The organism is Thermosipho japonicus, from assembly GCF_014201655.1.
Taxonomy (GTDB): domain Bacteria; phylum Thermotogota; class Thermotogae; order Thermotogales; family Fervidobacteriaceae; genus Thermosipho; species Thermosipho japonicus.
The window spans coordinates 1-16,249 of the sequence record NZ_JACHEX010000001.1 but is presented as its reverse complement, the minus strand read 5'-3'; the positions used below and the strand labels follow the sequence as shown (position 1 = coordinate 16,249).

The window sequence follows — 16,249 nt, the reverse complement described above, 5'->3', positions numbered from 1 at the left end:
AAGACTTGAAAAAATTGACAATTACTGGTAAAAGTGTTGAAGAAGTCCTTGCAATATTTGAAGAAGAAATGAAAATAAGCAAAAATGAATATGAATATTTAGTAATAGATAAAGGTTCAAGTGGTTTTTTTGGTTTTCTTGCAAGAGATGCTGTAGTGGAAATAACAATAAAAAAGGAATTTTATGAAAGAAAGCTTGAAGAATTTTTAAAAAACATTGTTTCTTATTTTGACTCAGATATTAAAGTAAGTGTTTTTGCTAAAAATCCAAGGCTTTTTATAGCTAAAATTGACGGTGAAGGAATAGGAAAAATTATTGGAAAGCATGGTAAAGGTCTAGGGGCGCTTCAGCATATTGCTACAATATTTTTAAACAGACTTTCAGATATAAAAATTACTGTTATAATTGATGCAGGAGACTACAGGGAAAAAAGAAAAGAATTAATTAAAAAAATTGTAGAAAATGCAGTAGAAAAAATATCAGCTGGAGTAGAAAGAGTTGAACTTGATCCGATGTTTTCTTTTGAAAGAAGGCTAGTTCACGAATTTTTAAAGAAATATCCACATGTTCATTCTTTTTCTGAGGGAGTTGAACCTTATCGTTATGTAGTCATCGAAAGGAGGAGAAATCATGATAATATCCACGCCAGAAAAAGTAGAACCTATAATAATAGATAATGGAAAAGTTGAGAAAAGAATATTGATAGGTTCAAAAGATGGTGCTAAAAATTTTGTAATGAGGCTTTTTAGATTAAAACCCGGAGCTAATACACCTTATCATACTCATAATTGGGAACATGAAATATTTGTTTTAAAAGGAAAAATACAAGTTGTCTCTAAAGATAATAAAACTGATGTTACAGCAGGAGCATTTATTTTTGTCAAACCAAATGAAGAACATCAATTTGTCAATGTAGGAAATGAAGATGCAGAATTTATTTGTGTAATACCTTACATTGAGGGAAATGAATAGAGAAAATATAGAAAAGACGCTTTTAAAACAAATTGCTTTTTTTTCAATATTAATAGTCATAGTATTGCTTTTAGGAGTCCTTTATTATCATTATTTTGAAGGACTCCCTTTTGTTGATGCATTTTTCTTTACTGCAATTACAATTTCTACAGTTGGCTATACCATGCCAGAGAATTTATCTGAAACAGGTCGATTATTTACATCTTTTTTGATATTTTTAGGTGTAAGTGTTGTATTATATGGAGTTTCAACTGTTACTGCAATAATTGTTGAAGGAAAGTTAAGTAATTATATGAAAGAAAGGAGAAACAGGAAAATGATTAGTAAACTAAAAGACCACATTATAGTGGTTGGGGCGGGTAAAACTGGCCAATATGTAATTGGGGAATTGATCCGAGAGAAAGAAAACTTTGTTATAATTGATTTGAATGAAGAAAACATAAATAAAGTAGTTGAAGGTTATAACATATCAATTCCTTATATAGTTGGTGATGCTGCAGAAGAAGATATATTACTTGAGGCAGGTGTGACAAAAGCAAAAGCATTAATAACTACACTTCCTGAAGATCATGTTAACGTTTTTGTTGTCTTAAGTGCAAGAACGTTAAATCCTACAATGACTATAATTTCAAAAGTTACTGATGTAGCATCAATTAGAAAACTTATATATGCTGGAGCTACAACTGTTGTTGCTGCTGCTGAAATTGCGGGCACTAGAATGGCACGTCTTACAACTCGTCCAGACAGTGTTAACTTTTTAGATCTTTTTGCATTTGGAAATGAATCTTACAGAATAGAAGAGGTTAAAATACCTCCAAAGAGCTCTATAATTAGTAAAAAACTTTCAGAATTACAACTATCTAAAAAGTTTAAAATAATGGTAGTTGCAGCTTTAAGAAAAGGAGAAAATATATTTGGACCTGATGGTGATTTTGAAATCTTGGAAGATGATTCATTAATGATTATGGGAAGAAAAGAGGATATTGAAAAATTTAAGGAATTTGCAAAACTATAGGTTTTTCACCGTTTGATAAGAAGATGTGATTTTTCTTTTCATCTATTGCTATAGACAAAACAGAAATTTTAAAATTATTATATGAATACAGTACATTTCCAGAAAAATCAATTATTTTTATAGAATTATCGTTTGCTCCGGTTACTATCTTATCATTAAGAACTTTTATACTAAATATTGTTGAGTTATGAACATGTATCTTTTTAATTTCCTCATTGTTTAGACTATAAATATAACAAATTCCATTTTCATCACCAAAAACAAGATAATTTTTATAGATATCAAACACCCATATAGTACTTTCAGTATCAATTAACGTGATTTGTTTGTCTTTCAAAAAATCATACCTTATTATTTTTCCATTAATAAACGATAAAAACAAATAGTTATTTACTATTCTTATCATAGTAATTTTTGAAGAAAATCTTTTTTCAAAGATAACTTTTCCGCTATTTAAATTATATCCGTATATAAATCCATCCCAACCACCAGAAAAAAGTAATCCATTTTGAAAATCAAGAGTCCAAACATAAGCGCTGTGTAGAGAAAGTGTTTTAATGAGTCTTCCAGAAAAATCCCATATTTTCATAGTTCTATCACTTGATGCTGTCACAAACCTATTTTTATCAATAATTTTTACATCCCTTATAACATCAAAATGTCCTTCAAATGTTTTTAAAAGAACTAATTTTTCACCATTAATTTTCCATATGTTTATTTTACTACCTCCTGTAGTCACAAGGATGTCGTTATATGAATCAATTTTTGATATAGTAAAATGTTTTTCAGATAAAGTCCCATACTCGTTAAAATTTTCATCAAAAATACTAATAGAACCATTATAATCTATTGCATAAATTTTTTTGTTATATGATTCAAGAAAAACAAGTCCTTTTTTCTCTAATACTTTTTTGAGCAAATTATCTGAAAGTGAGTATAGACCTTTTGAGGTAGATAAATATATTATTGAATTAAAAACTACAGCATCGTAAATATTTGTATCTAACTTATATTTTTTACCTATTGTTCCATCAAAAGTTATTGGTATACCATTCAAAATTTTAACAATTGGAGAATCTGAAAAATCTTCTATGTTAAAATTATTATTAATAATATTATAAGTAATTACATTGCCTTTACTTGTTCCAAAAAGTACCTTGTTATAATTAATTTCATAAGATATGAACCAATGATTTGGTATGGAAATATAATTAAAAAGTTGAAAATCTTTAAAAATAAAAAGCTCTTCATATGTACCAACAAATAAAAGATTATTGAATTCTAAAATTAGTGTTATTTCATTCAGTGACTCAAACAAAACATTTGAATCTAGTAATAATTGGTTTTTTAAATTAACTGTATAAAACTTTGAGTTAGAAATTTCAAAATTTGAAATTTTATAATACTTTTGTATAATTTTACCAGTTACAAGATCATATTTTAATAATGTCCCATCAAACTTTAATACATAAAGATTATTTTCAACAATTTTAGTTTTCTTTATTATTGAAAAATTGTTAGGAAAATATGTTACTCTATAAGTTCCGTCGTTATCTAATTTTAATAACTTACCAGAAGTGGTACTAATAAATAAAGAGTTTTGGTATTTACATATACTCAAAATTCCGTCATTAACTACTCGAAGCTTGTTTTTTAATCTACCATCAAAAAAATATATATATCCATCCTTATCTCCAAAAATCAATTTATTACCATCTGAGTATGCAGCTGTAAAAGAATTGGTTAATTTAATAATGGAGCTCTCATTCAGTATGTAACCATTTGATGATACAAAGTATATTTTGTTTTTAAATTTTACAACCTTTATTAATTTATATTCAAAATTTAAAATTTTAACTAGCCTAAAAGAAGAAGTATCATAAACAATTACTACACCTTTTTCATCACAACTATAAACTAAATTTCCATCAAAAAATATGTCTCTAACCCATGCATCATGTCTATAATTAAAAACTATATTAAATTTTTCTTTGTCAACTAAATATACTCTATTAGCTGAACCAGAGAATGCGATAAAATTTTCATTGGAAGTTACAGTAAATATTGAACCATTTTCATACTCTATTTCTTTTAGCAATGTTACATTACGTCTATCATATATTTTTAATTTATTATCTGGCTTATAACCTCCTACATATATATAACTATCGTCTATATGTAAAGCTCTTGCCCAAGAATTGTGTGAATAAATAGTTTTTAAAATAGTAAGCTTTTTATAATCCCATATAATAACTTTTCCATCAGAAGCTGATGTATATAATAAATTATCAAAAACTTTTACCTGCCATATTGCTCCTTGGTGACCAAAAAGATTAAAATTAAATCCAAAAATTTTCAAAAAGATTATAATAACCAAAAAAATTACATATCTTTTCATATCAAATATGATAGCATAAAAGAGTTAAAATAAGAAACAGTAAAAAAATTAATCAGAATTATTCTTATTAATGATTAAACATTAATAGCTATCATTGTTGAAAATTTTGTAAGATGTTAAACTATACATGCAATAAAAACAAATATGAATGGAGGTATAAGATGGAAATAAAGGAAATTTTAGAGTTAGTTGAACGTGAAAAAATAAATTTGATAGACTTGAAGGTTGTTGATATTTTAGGAAAGTGGAGGCATGTAACACTTGCAAGAACAAATTTTTCTGAAAAAACTTTTTATGATGGTGTAGGTTTCGATGCGTCAAATTTGGGATATGCAAGAGTTACTAATAGTGACATGATTATGATCCCGGATCCAACCACTGCAATTATTGAGTATATAGGTGATGATAAGGTTCTTTCAATGATCTGTGATGTTTATAATGTAGAAACAGGAGAGCCTTCACTACATGATCCAAGAAGCTTATTAAAAAAGACTCTTGAATCAATTAGTGATATTGCTGATAAAGTATATTTTGGGCCAGAATATGAATTTCACATTTTTAAAGATGTTAGGTATACAGTTGAAAGTAATGATATTAGTGTTTACATTGATAGTGATGAAGGTTTCTGGAATTCGTTCGATAAAGGTGAATATTTTATTGGGAGGAAGAAAGGATATCATAGAATTCCGCCTTTTGACACTTTGATGGAAGTAAGGAATAAAATAGTAAATGAACTATTAAAATACGGTGTTCCAGTGAAATACCATCACCATGAAGTTGGAACATGTCAAGTAGAAATAGAACTTAGTTTTGTAGATGCTTTAAAAGCGGCTGATTATACACTTTTAGTAAAATATATCGCTAGAAAAGTTGCAAAAGAATATGGTTTAATAGTAACTTTTATGCCAAAACCACTGTACAATGAGGCAGGAAATGGAATGCACGTACATCAATTCATGGTAAAGAATGAAAAGAACATATTTGCTGGTAATAAGTTGTATGGCCTTTCAGAAACCGCATTATCTTACATTGCAGGTCTTTTAAAACATGCTGGCTCTGTAATGGCATTTTCAAATCCTTCAACTAACTCATATAGAAGGTTAGTTCCAGGTTTTGAAGCACCAACAAACGCAGTTTTTGCTTTGGCAAACAGAACAGCAGCAATAAGAATTCCTGCATATGTGAAAGATGATAAGAAAAGAAGAATTGAGTTTAGAACAATAGATGCTTCATGTAATCCATATCTTGCTTTTGCTGCAATGATTCTTGCGGGTATTGACGGCATTAGAAAATCCTTAGACCCAACTCAAGAGGGATTTGGACCATTTGAAGGAGATGCGTATAACGAAAACATTAAACCACTTCCTACGTCGCTCGGTGCAGCTTGTAATGAATTAAGAAAAGATAATGAATATTTAACAGTATTTCCAAAAGAATTAATTGATCATTGGATAAGTATCAAAATGAGTGAATCTAGAGAAATAATGTCAATTCCTCATCCAAAAGAATTTGAAAATTATTTTGACGTATAAGATTTAAACATTAATAACTCCCGGGATTTAATTATCCCGGGATTTTTATTTAAAGATTTTGTAAATTAAGTGTGTTTTTGTTATAATTTATTAAAGATAGAAATAAGTGGGGGTTAGGGGAATAATATGAAAAAAATATTATTAGTTGATGATAGCAAGTTCTGGAGATTACTGTTATATGATTTATTAAAAAGTAATTTTGAAGTTTATATTGCTGATTCCGGATTTGATGGTATAAAAAAAGCTTTTGAATATTATCCTGATATTATCTTAACTGACTACAATATGCCTGATATATCGGGTATATTTTTGTCCATTGTGCTAAGAAATTATAATGAGTTTAAAAATTCTGGAATTTTTATACTTACAAGTTCTGACGATAAATTAGACGATTTTTGGGTAAAAAAGAGCGGTGCTAATAAATTCTTTTCAAAATTAATTTTTAAAGAAAAAGATAAGTTAGATGATTTTCTTATAACTTTGAAAATGAATGATTTTTATTCAATTAAGACAAATAATCATAAAATTTCTAGAGAAAAAATATATGAAATTATAGAGCAAAAATTAAAAAGTGAGATTTTTCAAAAAGAAATTTTAAATTTGTTAAAATTTGTTAGAGACGAAAAGCATCTAATTTTTAGATTATATATCTTCTTTAAAGATTTATTTGATATTGATTCATTTTTTACTTTATTACTTTCTGAATCAGAAGGGAGAATTTATTCATTCAATGGAAACGTTAGCAAGAATCATGCAAAAGCTCTTTTATTATCTTATTTTGAAAAACCTACCATTCCTACAACATGGACTTTCATTGGTGATTTTAATGATAATTCAAGTAAGAAAATAAAAGAACATGAAAAATTTCTTATAAAATTTGAAAACAAAGAAGAAGGAATAATCCTTGTGAAACCTGGTTTAAACAATTTTAAAAGTATGACCAACTTAATATCCACTAGTTTGGGAGTCGTTTTTAACACTTTAAACAACTTTAAAGAATATATGAATGCCTCAATTTTTGATGGTCTTACGGAGTTATATAACAAAAAGAATTTGATTATAAAAATTGAAGAATTTGTAAAAAAATATTCTACAAATTCAACTATTGCAATTATTGACATTGATAACTTTAAAAGTGTAAATGACAAATATGGGCATGTTGTCGGAGATAAGGTTTTAAAAAAACTTGCAAATATTATTAAAAATACCATTGATAAAAATGCTATTGCTGGAAGGTATGGGGGCGAAGAGTTTATAATTTTATTCAACTCTCCAGAAATTGCATTTACTACTGTTGAAAAAATATTTGATACAATTCATAAAACGGATTGGGGAGGTATTTTAAATGATAAAAGAAAAATTACGATAAGTTGTGGGGTTTCATCTTATAAAATGAATCAAACTATTACTGATTTTATTGACTCTGCGGATAAGCTCCTTTATAAAGCTAAAAAAGATGGAAAAGATAGATATTATTTTGAAAATTATAATTTAATGGAAAATAAATATATAGTTTAAAAGAAAGGGGTAGGGGTATGAAATATATAAAATTAACTCTTATATTGTTGATATCTATTGCATTAGTCGTTGCAGGATATTTTGGAATATTAATATTAATTGGCACACTTACTGATTATAAACCTGAAAAAGTAGAGAAAATAGAAGTAGAAAATGTTTCAACATTAACAATTGATAGTAGTAAGTTGACTATATTTGATTGGAATATAGGTTACGGTGGTTTAGGAAAAGATATGGACTTTTTCATGGATGGAGGTAAAAAGGCTATAACTGACAAAAATGATGTTTTAAAAAATCTTGAAGGGATAAAAGAAATACTTATAAAAAATAAAGCTGATATTTATCTTATACAAGAAATTGACAGAAACAGTAGAAGATCAGGATATATTGATGAGCTAGAATATTTAAAAGAAAAAGTTTTTAAAGATTACAATGCTGCATTTGCTTACAATTATAAAGTAGTATTTGTTCCGGTTCCTTATCTAAATCCTACTGGAAAAATTGAAGCAGGACTTGCAACATTTTCGAAGTATAAAATAGATGAAGCTTTGAGAATGGCTCTACCAGGTGAATATGAGTGGCCTACTAAGCTTTTTCAGCTTGATAGATGTCTTATATTAACAAGGATGAAAGTAAAAAATGGAAAAGATTTGGTTATTTTGAATATACATCCAAGTGCTTATGATCCAGGTGGAAAGCTTAGAGAACAACAACTAAAATTTATAATGGAAACAGCAAAAAAAGAATACGAACTTGGGAATTATGTAATTATAGGTGGAGATTGGAATAGTGAATTTTTTGATAATTTAGACTTTAAATATACAGAAGAAAAACCTGAATCTTATATTAAACTTCCGGATTTTTTCAAACTTGAAGGGTGGAAATGGGCTATTGATAATACTGTTCCAACAAATAGATCTCTTAAAACAAAATATATTCCTGGGCAAAGTTTTGTTACTGTAATTGATGGTTTTTATGTTTCACCAAATATTGAAATAGACTATGTTAAAAATATTGACTTGAATTTTGAATTTACAGATCATAACCCAGTAATTTTAAAAATTACATTAGTTGAAGATTAAGATGTATGAATTTATAAATGAATTAGAAAAATCTGATAATCGAAAGGATAAATTTAAAATAATAGAACAAATAGAAAACTATCAAATTTATTGTTTGGAGCATTATTATCCAAAAAAATCTTTTTCAGACTTTGTTTTGGATGAGAAAGAATTAGATTTTAGAAATTTAGTTTTTAAATTTAAAAATGGAAACAAACAAGTACAAAAAAAGATTATAAAAAAATTGGTACCCTCTATTAAAAAATTGAATATTATAAGTGAAGATTTTATATTTTTAACAATACCAGCATCTAAGAAAGCAGAAACAGAAAAAAGATATAAATATTTTTCTAAGAAATTTTCTAAATTACTGAACATGGAAGATGGATATGGAATAATATCAAACAAAATTGAAAAAGAAGAAAAACATCTTTCAGGAAGAAAAGTAAATTTTTTAAATTACATTGAAATTGATGAAGAAAGAATTAAGAACAAAAATGTTATTCTTTTTGATGATATTATATCTTCTGGAAAAACATTCTTAGAAATTGCGAATCGCCTAAAACAATTAAAAGCTAAAAAAATAATAGGAATTTTTTTAGCAAAAACTGTTTCAAATAAAAGTAATGATAGTAATGTATTTTTTGCGGGGTTCATCCCAAAAAAGTTACTAAATAATATAAAAAATAATGAACTAGCATTTAACATTGAAAAACATTATTACAAAAAACATAAGGATGATTCAAAGTTATCGATTATTGCAAAGATATATAACAATATTATTCTTAGAGGAATTCCTACATTGCCTTCCATTTATTTAGAAAGAGAAATTCTTTCTTTGGGAAGAAAGGAAATAGGAATATTATCTGCATGGCTTCATAAAGCGTTGATTGAAGCTATTGTTGATGGGCTATTTTTTAACAAAGAAGAATGGAAAATTTTAATTATTGAACGAGATTTTGAGTTTGCAAAAATCGCAATGATTGATTTTATAAACAATATTCGAAAAATAGCCCAGTTAAATGATTTAAATTTGCCGAACATTACATTTGATGTAAAAAATCAAAGTATGTTAAATTGTAAAGTTGAATATCATTCATATGATTTGGTGATTAATATAGGTTATACAAATGCTGAAAAGTCAGAAATTACTTCTAATAATTATATGTGTATATACCAAAATACTTTAGAATCAAAAGTAAAATATGATTTTCATAGATTTCTACCTATCAAGTACAACTTAGAAGGGAAAGAAGAAATTTTAAAATATTTTTTGAAGAATATTTTTAGAAAAGAAGAATTTAGAGAAGGTCAAATTGAAATAATAAAAAATATTCTTTCGTTAAAATCAACTATTGGTTTACTTCCAACAGGTTCTGGGAAATCTCTATGTTATCAATTTAGTGCTTTATTTCAACCAGGAATGGTTGTTATTATTGACCCATTAAATTCTCTTATGATCGACCAATGTAATAATCTTAAGAATTTGGGAATTAAATCTAATGCGTATATAAACAGTAATATAGATGGTATTGAAAAAACTGAGTTGTATAAAAAGATATTAGATTGTGAAATAAAATACTTATTTATTTCTCCAGAGAGATTACAGATGAAAAGTTTTAGAAAAATTTTAAGGCAGTTTTTAGAAAAATACTCTATTCCTTTTTTTGTAATAGATGAAGCCCATTGTATTTCTGAATGGGGGCATGATTTTAGAACTTCTTATCTAAAACTTTACGATAATATAAGAAAGACAATAGAAAGTGAACCTATAATTCTAGCTTTAACAGGGACCGCCTCAAATATTGTTTTAATAGATATACAAAAAGAGCTTAATATTCTTTCATTTGAATCTGTAATTTTTCCTAAATCTTATGAAAGAAATGAACTTGAGTTTAATATTTTTAGAGGGAAAGATAAAAGAAAAGTTTTAAAGTGGATATTAGAATATGATTTACCAAGCAGATTTAAAGTTAGCCTAGAAAAACTTTCGGGAATAATATTTTCAAGTAAAATAAATGGTAAAGACGGTATTATATACATAAATAAATATTTGAATGAAATTGGTATAAATTCAAAATTTTATTCTGGAAAAGTTCCTAAAAAAATAAAAATTTCAAACTACGAAATGCAAAAGAAAATTATACAAAAGCAATTTAAAGAAAACAAATTTCCAATTCTAGTTGCAACCAAAGCCTTTGGAATGGGAATTGATAAAGATAATATAAGATATACAATACATTATAATTTACCTTCATCGATAGAATCATTTTACCAAGAGGCTGGGAGGGCCGGAAGAGACAAAAATAAAGCTATATGTTATTTAATATTTACAGAGCATTCTCGCACATTAACTGATTATCTCTTAAATACAGATAATGATGTTTCGGTTATTAAAGAAATTTTTGAAACTTTACAAATAAAAGACGATGTATCAATTCAGTTGTATTTTCATTTGAAATCATTTCCAGGTAAAAAATATGAAATAAGTGAAATTATTCGTTTTTTTAATAAGTTAAGGAAAAATTCAAATAATTTTCAAAAAAATATTGTAAAGCTTCAAACAAATGATAAGTATGTTGAAAAGATTCTCTATAGGTTATCAATTTTAGGAATTATAGATGACTATACAATTCGGTATAATAATAAAAATATAATCTACGAGATAGTATTAAAGAAATTTTCCAAAGAGATAGTGTTGTTGAGCTTATTAAAATTTATTTCTCGATATAAATTTAAAAATTATGTAGAAGAAGCTTATAAATTATTAAAAGATAAAGAAATTGAGGATTATATAGTGTTTCTAATTAATTTTATATATGATGAGATCGAGAAAAGAAAAAGAAAATCTTTGTATTATTTAGTTAAAATGTCGAGAAATTATTCAAGTAACAATGATATAAAAAATTTTATAAATAACTACTTTTCAAAACATTCATATAGCGATATGTTAGATGAATTAAACAAAGAAATTAAAGAGGACAAAATTTTAAAGTTTTTAGATATATTATATCAGCTTGAAGATTATGAGATCAAAATTATTTATAAAAGTCTTGGTAAATACAGCAATAAAAATATTTCTATGAACCTTATTAGTGTTTTTTTTAAATTAATTTTAAATCAAAATATCAAAAAAATTATTCCAGAATGGGAATTTTTTTGCAAAAATTCTAATTGCTTTTCTAGTAATTTCATTGAAAAAATCTTTACATTTTTAGAACAATTTGATCATTTTGAGGAATTTTATAGAGTTTTTCTAAAGTATAATTATGACAAGAGTATAGTCAAAAAATATTATTTCATAGACAAATCATTATCAACTAAAATTATTTTAAATACTTTGTACAAAGAGCTCAAAAAATTAACTTTAGAATTGGAGGGATAATTTTGGAAGAAATGTTTGAAGTTGAAGAAACGATTAAAAAGATCAACTCTGAAGTAAAAAAATTAAAATCATACAATGATTCAATTGAAGTAATTGAAAAAAGTCTTAGTGAAATACTAAATAGTTACAAAAGAACGCTTGCCAAATTAGATGAATACATTAAAATAAACAACGATTTAGAAAATCAGATAAAACAGCTAAATTTAAAGTTGGAAAAAATGAATGATAACTTTTTTAAAAGTAAGAGATTAAAAGATGATATTTTTGAATACTCAATTCTAATTGTTTTTCTAGTCTTTTTAATTTTTGAAATATTAAAATGAAATCTCTGCCCTTAAAGGGCAGAGATTTTTTAGCCAACATTTTCTTCTAATTGTTTTGCAGAAATAACAGCAGTTCTAATATTATCCCAAACACCGAGTGAAGTAAATAATTGATGCCTGAGTAGAAGAAACAGGTTTGTCAACGCAAAAAAACTTCCAGGATCTTTTAAAGTCATTCCTTGCTTAATTACTAAAAAATAAAATATCATGGAAAACAAGTTTCTTGAGAAATTAGACAATATTTGGTCAATAATATAAACTGATTTAGTTTTTTTCCAATAATAATTTGTCCTTTTTTTATAATTTTCAAATTCTGCCTTTTGAGCATTAAATAATTTAATTTCTTGGATACCAGAAAATGTATCTGCAACATAAGATTTTATTTCTAAAAACTCATCATTTAATTGTTTCAAATTTTTATAATAAAATGAGTTTGAAATTGCAAGAGTAATCAAAATTAAAATTGAAAATATTATCATATATATTCCTGAAAACTTATCAATATAATACATTGCTGAAATATATGTGAATATTTTTAGTGCAAATACTATTCCATCTGTGCTTTCATTGTTACTTACAAAATTAATCATATCTTTAACTGTTCTAAAAGAAATTTGTGAATAAAATGATGATGTTTTCTTTGAAAAATTTAAATAATCTTTAGACATAATTTTTTTATAACAATAGGTACCATAAAAATTCAAATATCTTCCAATAAAATAATATGAAAAGCATTTTTGAAAAAGTAAAAAAATATGACTTAACAATACTGCAAGAAAAAATAAAAGTGCATAGTAGGCATAGTTTTCATTTTTTAAAGCTGCTTTATTTATTAAATCTTTACTTAAAATTGATGAATACGAAATAAATATAGTTGACAGTACACTTAAAAAACTTAATCCAAATAGTGAAAAAAGATATTTTTTTGGCATCTTAAATATCCATTTTGCAAATATCTTCACTTTTTTTCATCCCCTCTAAATTTTTCTGTCAATTCTTGTTCTGCTTTAAAAAACTTTTTTAAAAGACTTTTATCAGAATGCTCGCTGAATTTTCCTTTTTCTTTTAACTCTCCATTTTCTAAGACTGCAAATTCATCGGTAAGAGACAATATTGAAAATCGATGTGAAATCAATATTAGTGTCTTATCTTCTACAAAGACCTTAATATTATTTATTACTTCTTTTTCTACAAGTTTGTCTACTCCTTCTAAAGGTTCATCAAGAATAACAAATTCAGGATTTCTTAAAATTAACCTTGCAAGGGAAATTCTTGCCCTTTCTCCACCAGATATGTTTCTAGCTTCTTCTCCAAGGATAGTATCTAAAGTTCTTATTTTTAAAAAATCGCTTAAACCTGCAAACTCTAAGGCATTGTATAGTTCTTTATCTGTTGCATCATGCTTTGCTATCAACAGATTGTCCCTTATACTTCTGTTGAAAATATGGGTTCTTTGACTTAAAACTCCAACTATTTCATACCAATTTTCAATGCTATTTAATGGTTTTCCATTTACAAGTATGTGTCCTGAATCAGGATTAATATATCTTAAAATTAGCTTTATTAAAGTGGATTTTCCTTCACCACTTGAACCTACTATTGATATTTTTTCGCCATTTTTTATTTCAAAATTAAGATTATTAATTATTTTTCTTCCTTTATATGAAAAATTTACGTTAATGAATTCTAATTTTTCAAACATTTTTACACCTCTCTTAAATAATTATCATAAGCATCTTTAGCTCTAGAAGCAGCCCAAGCAATATAATCGCTGTCATTAATATAAACTTCTGAATAACTTTTAACATTTTCAACGTATCTTAAGATCATAATTGCAACTCCTAGAGTCAAATTGCCTTTAAAAACTTCGAAACTTATTAATATTATTGTTATTGGAATTAAAACTGCTGAAAGTAGCTCATAAGATAATCCAAACTTTAACTCAGCTTTACCGAAGAGATCGTAAGCTTTTACCAAAGAATTATATCCATCTTTTAACCATCTCAAACTAAAAAAAAGAGAGTTATAATTTCTGATTTCTTCGTAACCTGAATAAAGATCAGAAAGTGTATTTGTAACATTATATTCTGATTCATTCATCTTTTCTGAAATCTTACTTTCTGCATCTACTTTTTTATTGGAAGAAAGTAGCAAAAGAAAGAAATTAAAAATCATTAGTAATCCTACTTTCCAGCTGTTTATAAATATCATTAGAGATGAAAAAAACACTAAGAATGGTAGGATAAAAACGAAAATAGCAAAACTTCCATAAAAAAATTCAAAAACATGTTCAAAACTAAAAATTCTATCCATTTCCTTTTTAGGATTTAATGCTAAATCTGATTTTTTCAAAACAGTAAATATTGCTTTTTCAAAAAGATATTTTGGCCCATCAACAAGATAAAAAGTAATTCTAAAAAAAGAACTAATTTCAGAAAATATAAAATACAGAACATACAAAAAAATAAAAACTAAAAAGGAATGAGAGAGATTTAAGTTTAAAAAACTATCTACAATCTTTCCAAGAAAAATTGGAAGTATAATAGACAAAATCGATGATAAAATGTAACAAATATCAATAAATAATTTCTTAAACATTAGTTTTTTAGAAAGTACTTTATGGTATGTGAAAAAATATTTATAAAATTGCTTCATATGAATCCTCCTATTTGTAAATAGTCTTAGTTATAAGAACGTACTTTACTAGATAATTTAATTGATAATCACTCCATCCACCCCCTTATAATTTTGTGAAAAAAAAATCAAAGTTTATTTTATCATGTTTAATAAATATGTCAAGTAAAATTAAAATAGTTATATGGTCCAATTATACTGTAATTAACAAAAAAAGGGGGGTGAGGAAATGAAAAAATACGTTTAGCAATTGTCGGTTGTGGTATTGCAGCAAAAGATTTACATTATCCCGCATTAAAAACATTAAATGATAAGTTTGAGATTGTTGCGATAACTAGCCGTACCAAAAAACATGCTGAAGAATTTGCCAAATTAGTTGGAAATCCAGAAGTATTTGATACCTATGAAGAACTTTTAGAGTCTAATTATATAGATGCAGTAGATTTAACCCTTCCAATACACCTAAATGTTCCCTTTGCTATAAAAGCTGTGAAAAAGGAAAACATGTAATATGTGAAAAACCTATTTCTACTGATGTAGAATCTGCAAAACTCCTTTTAAATGCATCTGAAGAAACTGACAAGGTGATTTATATTGCAGAAAGTTGGAACATATTAAAAAGTTCCAGTTAATTAAAAATCTTCTAAAAAATTTTAAGGAAGTGTTATATTTTAATTGGAAAATTTTCGTAGGTATGAAAAAAGATAACAAATATGCAAACACGGATTGGAGAAAGAAACCACAACATATTGGAGAAAGAAACCACAACATATTGGAGGATTTTTATCTGATGCAGGTGTTCATCATGTTGCAGCAATGAGATTAATTTTAGGAGATATTGATTGGGTAACTGCCTACACAAAAGATTTTTCGGACTACCTTGCAGGGCCTGATTTTATAAGTACAATTGTAGAATTTAAAAACGGAGTAATTGGAAACTATATTGCGTCTTATAGTTTCAATGAAGAAGAACAATTTGAGATTTATGGAAAAGAGAATACACTAAAAGTTTTAAAAAATAAAATTCTTTATAACTAAAAAGAAATAGATTTAGAAGAAAATATGGGCTATAAAGAAGAATTTGAAGATTTCTATGAGGTTATATTAAATAATAAAGAAAATGATCTAGGAAATTGCGAAGAAGCAATAAAAGATTTAGCATTTTTTGAAGCAGCACTAAAATCTAATGGAAATAAAATTAAAGTAGATGTTTTAATAAATTGAATAGTTAAATGCTAAGAAGAAAATTAATATTTAACAATACGCCTGTATAGGTGAAGGTAATTAAAGAAAGAGAAAAGAACAGTAAAGGTGACTGTAACTTGACTAAGAGTTACAAACGTGGTAAATTAGAAGACGCGTTGGGCGAGGGGTCATTGAAAAATGGATAGCAGTCCTGAGGAAGAAGAGT

14 protein-coding genes and 1 pseudogene are annotated in these 16,249 nt (G+C 26.3%); 11 read left to right on the top strand and 4 right to left on the bottom strand.

Annotated elements, in window-relative coordinates; translation table 11 throughout:
- Window positions 1-5: 5 nt before the first annotated feature.
- From jag to HNP65_RS00055, 3 genes are read left to right on the top strand one after another with little or no spacing between them, the layout of a single operon-like run.
- A complete protein-coding gene (jag, locus tag HNP65_RS00065; protein WP_184618374.1) occupies window positions 6-677 on the top strand; it encodes an RNA-binding cell elongation regulator Jag/EloR in 672 nt (223 codons plus the stop codon).
- Window positions 631-972 (top strand): cupin domain-containing protein, encoded by a 342-nt coding sequence (locus tag HNP65_RS00060; protein ID WP_184618373.1) that lies wholly within the window; start codon window positions 631-633, stop codon window positions 970-972. Before jag ends, HNP65_RS00060 begins: the two co-directional genes overlap by 47 nt.
- Window positions 965-1,987, top strand: a complete 1,023-nt coding sequence (locus tag HNP65_RS00055; RefSeq protein ID WP_184618372.1) for a potassium channel family protein — start codon at window positions 965-967, stop codon at window positions 1,985-1,987. Before HNP65_RS00060 ends, HNP65_RS00055 begins: the two co-directional genes overlap by 8 nt.
- Here the strand turns inward: HNP65_RS00055 and HNP65_RS00050 are convergent.
- Window positions 1,965-4,385, bottom strand: coding sequence for a WD40 repeat domain-containing protein (locus tag HNP65_RS00050; protein WP_184618371.1), 2,421 nt, complete (start codon window positions 4,383-4,385; stop codon window positions 1,965-1,967). The two genes, HNP65_RS00055 and HNP65_RS00050, sit on opposite strands and share 23 nt — an antisense overlap.
- A 161-nt stretch (window positions 4,386-4,546) precedes the next feature.
- Between HNP65_RS00050 and glnA the strand changes: the two genes are divergently transcribed.
- The 5 genes from glnA to HNP65_RS00025 all read left to right on the top strand — a co-directional run bounded on the left by glnA (window position 4,547) and on the right by HNP65_RS00025 (window position 12,204).
- Window positions 4,547-5,917 (top strand): type I glutamate--ammonia ligase, encoded by a 1,371-nt coding sequence (gene glnA, locus HNP65_RS00045; RefSeq protein ID WP_184618370.1) that lies wholly within the window; start codon window positions 4,547-4,549, stop codon window positions 5,915-5,917.
- 126 nt (window positions 5,918-6,043) lie between these two features.
- Entirely contained in the window at window positions 6,044-7,435 is a 1,392-nt protein-coding gene (locus HNP65_RS00040) for a GGDEF domain-containing response regulator (RefSeq protein WP_184618369.1), read from the top strand.
- A 17-nt stretch (window positions 7,436-7,452) separates the two neighbouring features.
- Complete coding sequence (locus tag HNP65_RS00035) at window positions 7,453-8,517, top strand: endonuclease/exonuclease/phosphatase family protein (protein ID WP_184618368.1); 1,065 nt, start codon at window positions 7,453-7,455, stop codon at window positions 8,515-8,517.
- A 1-nt stretch (window position 8,518) separates the two neighbouring features.
- Window positions 8,519-11,881 carry a RecQ family ATP-dependent DNA helicase gene (locus HNP65_RS00030; protein ID WP_184618367.1) on the top strand — a complete coding sequence of 1,121 codons (3,363 nt, stop codon included), beginning with the start codon at window positions 8,519-8,521 and terminating at the stop codon, window positions 11,879-11,881.
- Between the two features lie 2 nt (window positions 11,882-11,883).
- Window positions 11,884-12,204: a hypothetical protein gene (locus HNP65_RS00025; protein WP_184618366.1), complete on the top strand. Its 321-nt coding sequence runs from the start codon at window positions 11,884-11,886 to the stop codon at window positions 12,202-12,204.
- A gap of 29 nt (window positions 12,205-12,233) precedes the next feature.
- On the opposite strand, the gene HNP65_RS00020 is transcribed toward HNP65_RS00025, so the two are convergent.
- Genes HNP65_RS00020 through HNP65_RS00010 form a run of 3 tightly spaced genes read right to left on the bottom strand, consistent with a single transcriptional unit; the run spans window position 12,234 to window position 14,859 of the window.
- Window positions 12,234-13,166 (bottom strand): ABC transporter ATP-binding protein, encoded by a 933-nt coding sequence (locus HNP65_RS00020; protein WP_184618365.1) that lies wholly within the window; start codon window positions 13,164-13,166, stop codon window positions 12,234-12,236.
- Window positions 13,163-13,906 carry an ATP-binding cassette domain-containing protein gene (locus HNP65_RS00015; protein ID WP_184618364.1) on the bottom strand — a complete coding sequence of 248 codons (744 nt, stop codon included), beginning with the start codon at window positions 13,904-13,906 and terminating at the stop codon, window positions 13,163-13,165. Before HNP65_RS00015 ends, HNP65_RS00020 begins: the two co-directional genes overlap by 4 nt.
- Before the next feature lie 2 nt (window positions 13,907-13,908).
- Window positions 13,909-14,859: an ABC transporter ATP-binding protein gene (locus HNP65_RS00010; protein WP_184618363.1), complete on the bottom strand. Its 951-nt coding sequence runs from the start codon at window positions 14,857-14,859 to the stop codon at window positions 13,909-13,911.
- 216 nt (window positions 14,860-15,075) lie between these two features.
- On the opposite strand from HNP65_RS00010, the pseudogene HNP65_RS09725 reads away from it, so the two are divergent.
- From HNP65_RS09725 to HNP65_RS09710, 3 genes and pseudogenes are all read left to right on the top strand, one after another.
- A pseudogene (locus HNP65_RS09725) lies at window positions 15,076-15,470 on the top strand (Gfo/Idh/MocA family protein).
- 94 nt (window positions 15,471-15,564) lie between these two features.
- The gene (locus tag HNP65_RS09715) at window positions 15,565-15,876 is read left to right on the top strand and encodes a Gfo/Idh/MocA family protein (RefSeq protein WP_246348146.1); all 312 of its coding nucleotides are present in this window, start codon (window positions 15,565-15,567) and stop codon (window positions 15,874-15,876) included.
- 24 nt (window positions 15,877-15,900) lie between these two features.
- Window positions 15,901-16,062, top strand: coding sequence for a hypothetical protein (locus HNP65_RS09710; protein WP_246348145.1), 162 nt, complete (start codon window positions 15,901-15,903; stop codon window positions 16,060-16,062).
- Window positions 16,063-16,249 lie beyond the last annotated feature (187 nt).

Excerpts from the sequence above, each read along its gene's own strand:
- HNP65_RS00015 (WP_184618364.1), bottom strand. The coding sequence starts at position 13,906 with ATGTTTGAAAAATTAGAATTCATTAACGTAAATTTTTCATATAAAGGA.
- HNP65_RS00010 (WP_184618363.1), bottom strand. The coding sequence starts at position 14,859 with ATGAAGCAATTTTATAAATATTTTTTCACATACCATAAAGTACTTTCT.
- HNP65_RS00035 (WP_184618368.1), top strand. The coding sequence starts at position 7,453 with ATGAAATATATAAAATTAACTCTTATATTGTTGATATCTATTGCATTA.
- HNP65_RS00055 (WP_184618372.1), top strand. The coding sequence starts at position 965 with ATGAATAGAGAAAATATAGAAAAGACGCTTTTAAAACAAATTGCTTTT.
- HNP65_RS00030 (WP_184618367.1), top strand. The coding sequence starts at position 8,519 with ATGTATGAATTTATAAATGAATTAGAAAAATCTGATAATCGAAAGGAT.
- HNP65_RS00050 (WP_184618371.1), bottom strand. The coding sequence starts at position 4,385 with ATGAAAAGATATGTAATTTTTTTGGTTATTATAATCTTTTTGAAAATT.
- HNP65_RS00040 (WP_184618369.1), top strand. The coding sequence starts at position 6,044 with ATGAAAAAAATATTATTAGTTGATGATAGCAAGTTCTGGAGATTACTG.
- glnA (WP_184618370.1), top strand. The coding sequence starts at position 4,547 with ATGGAAATAAAGGAAATTTTAGAGTTAGTTGAACGTGAAAAAATAAAT.
- HNP65_RS09710 (WP_246348145.1), top strand. The coding sequence starts at position 15,901 with ATGGGCTATAAAGAAGAATTTGAAGATTTCTATGAGGTTATATTAAAT.
- HNP65_RS00060 (WP_184618373.1), top strand. The coding sequence starts at position 631 with ATGATAATATCCACGCCAGAAAAAGTAGAACCTATAATAATAGATAAT.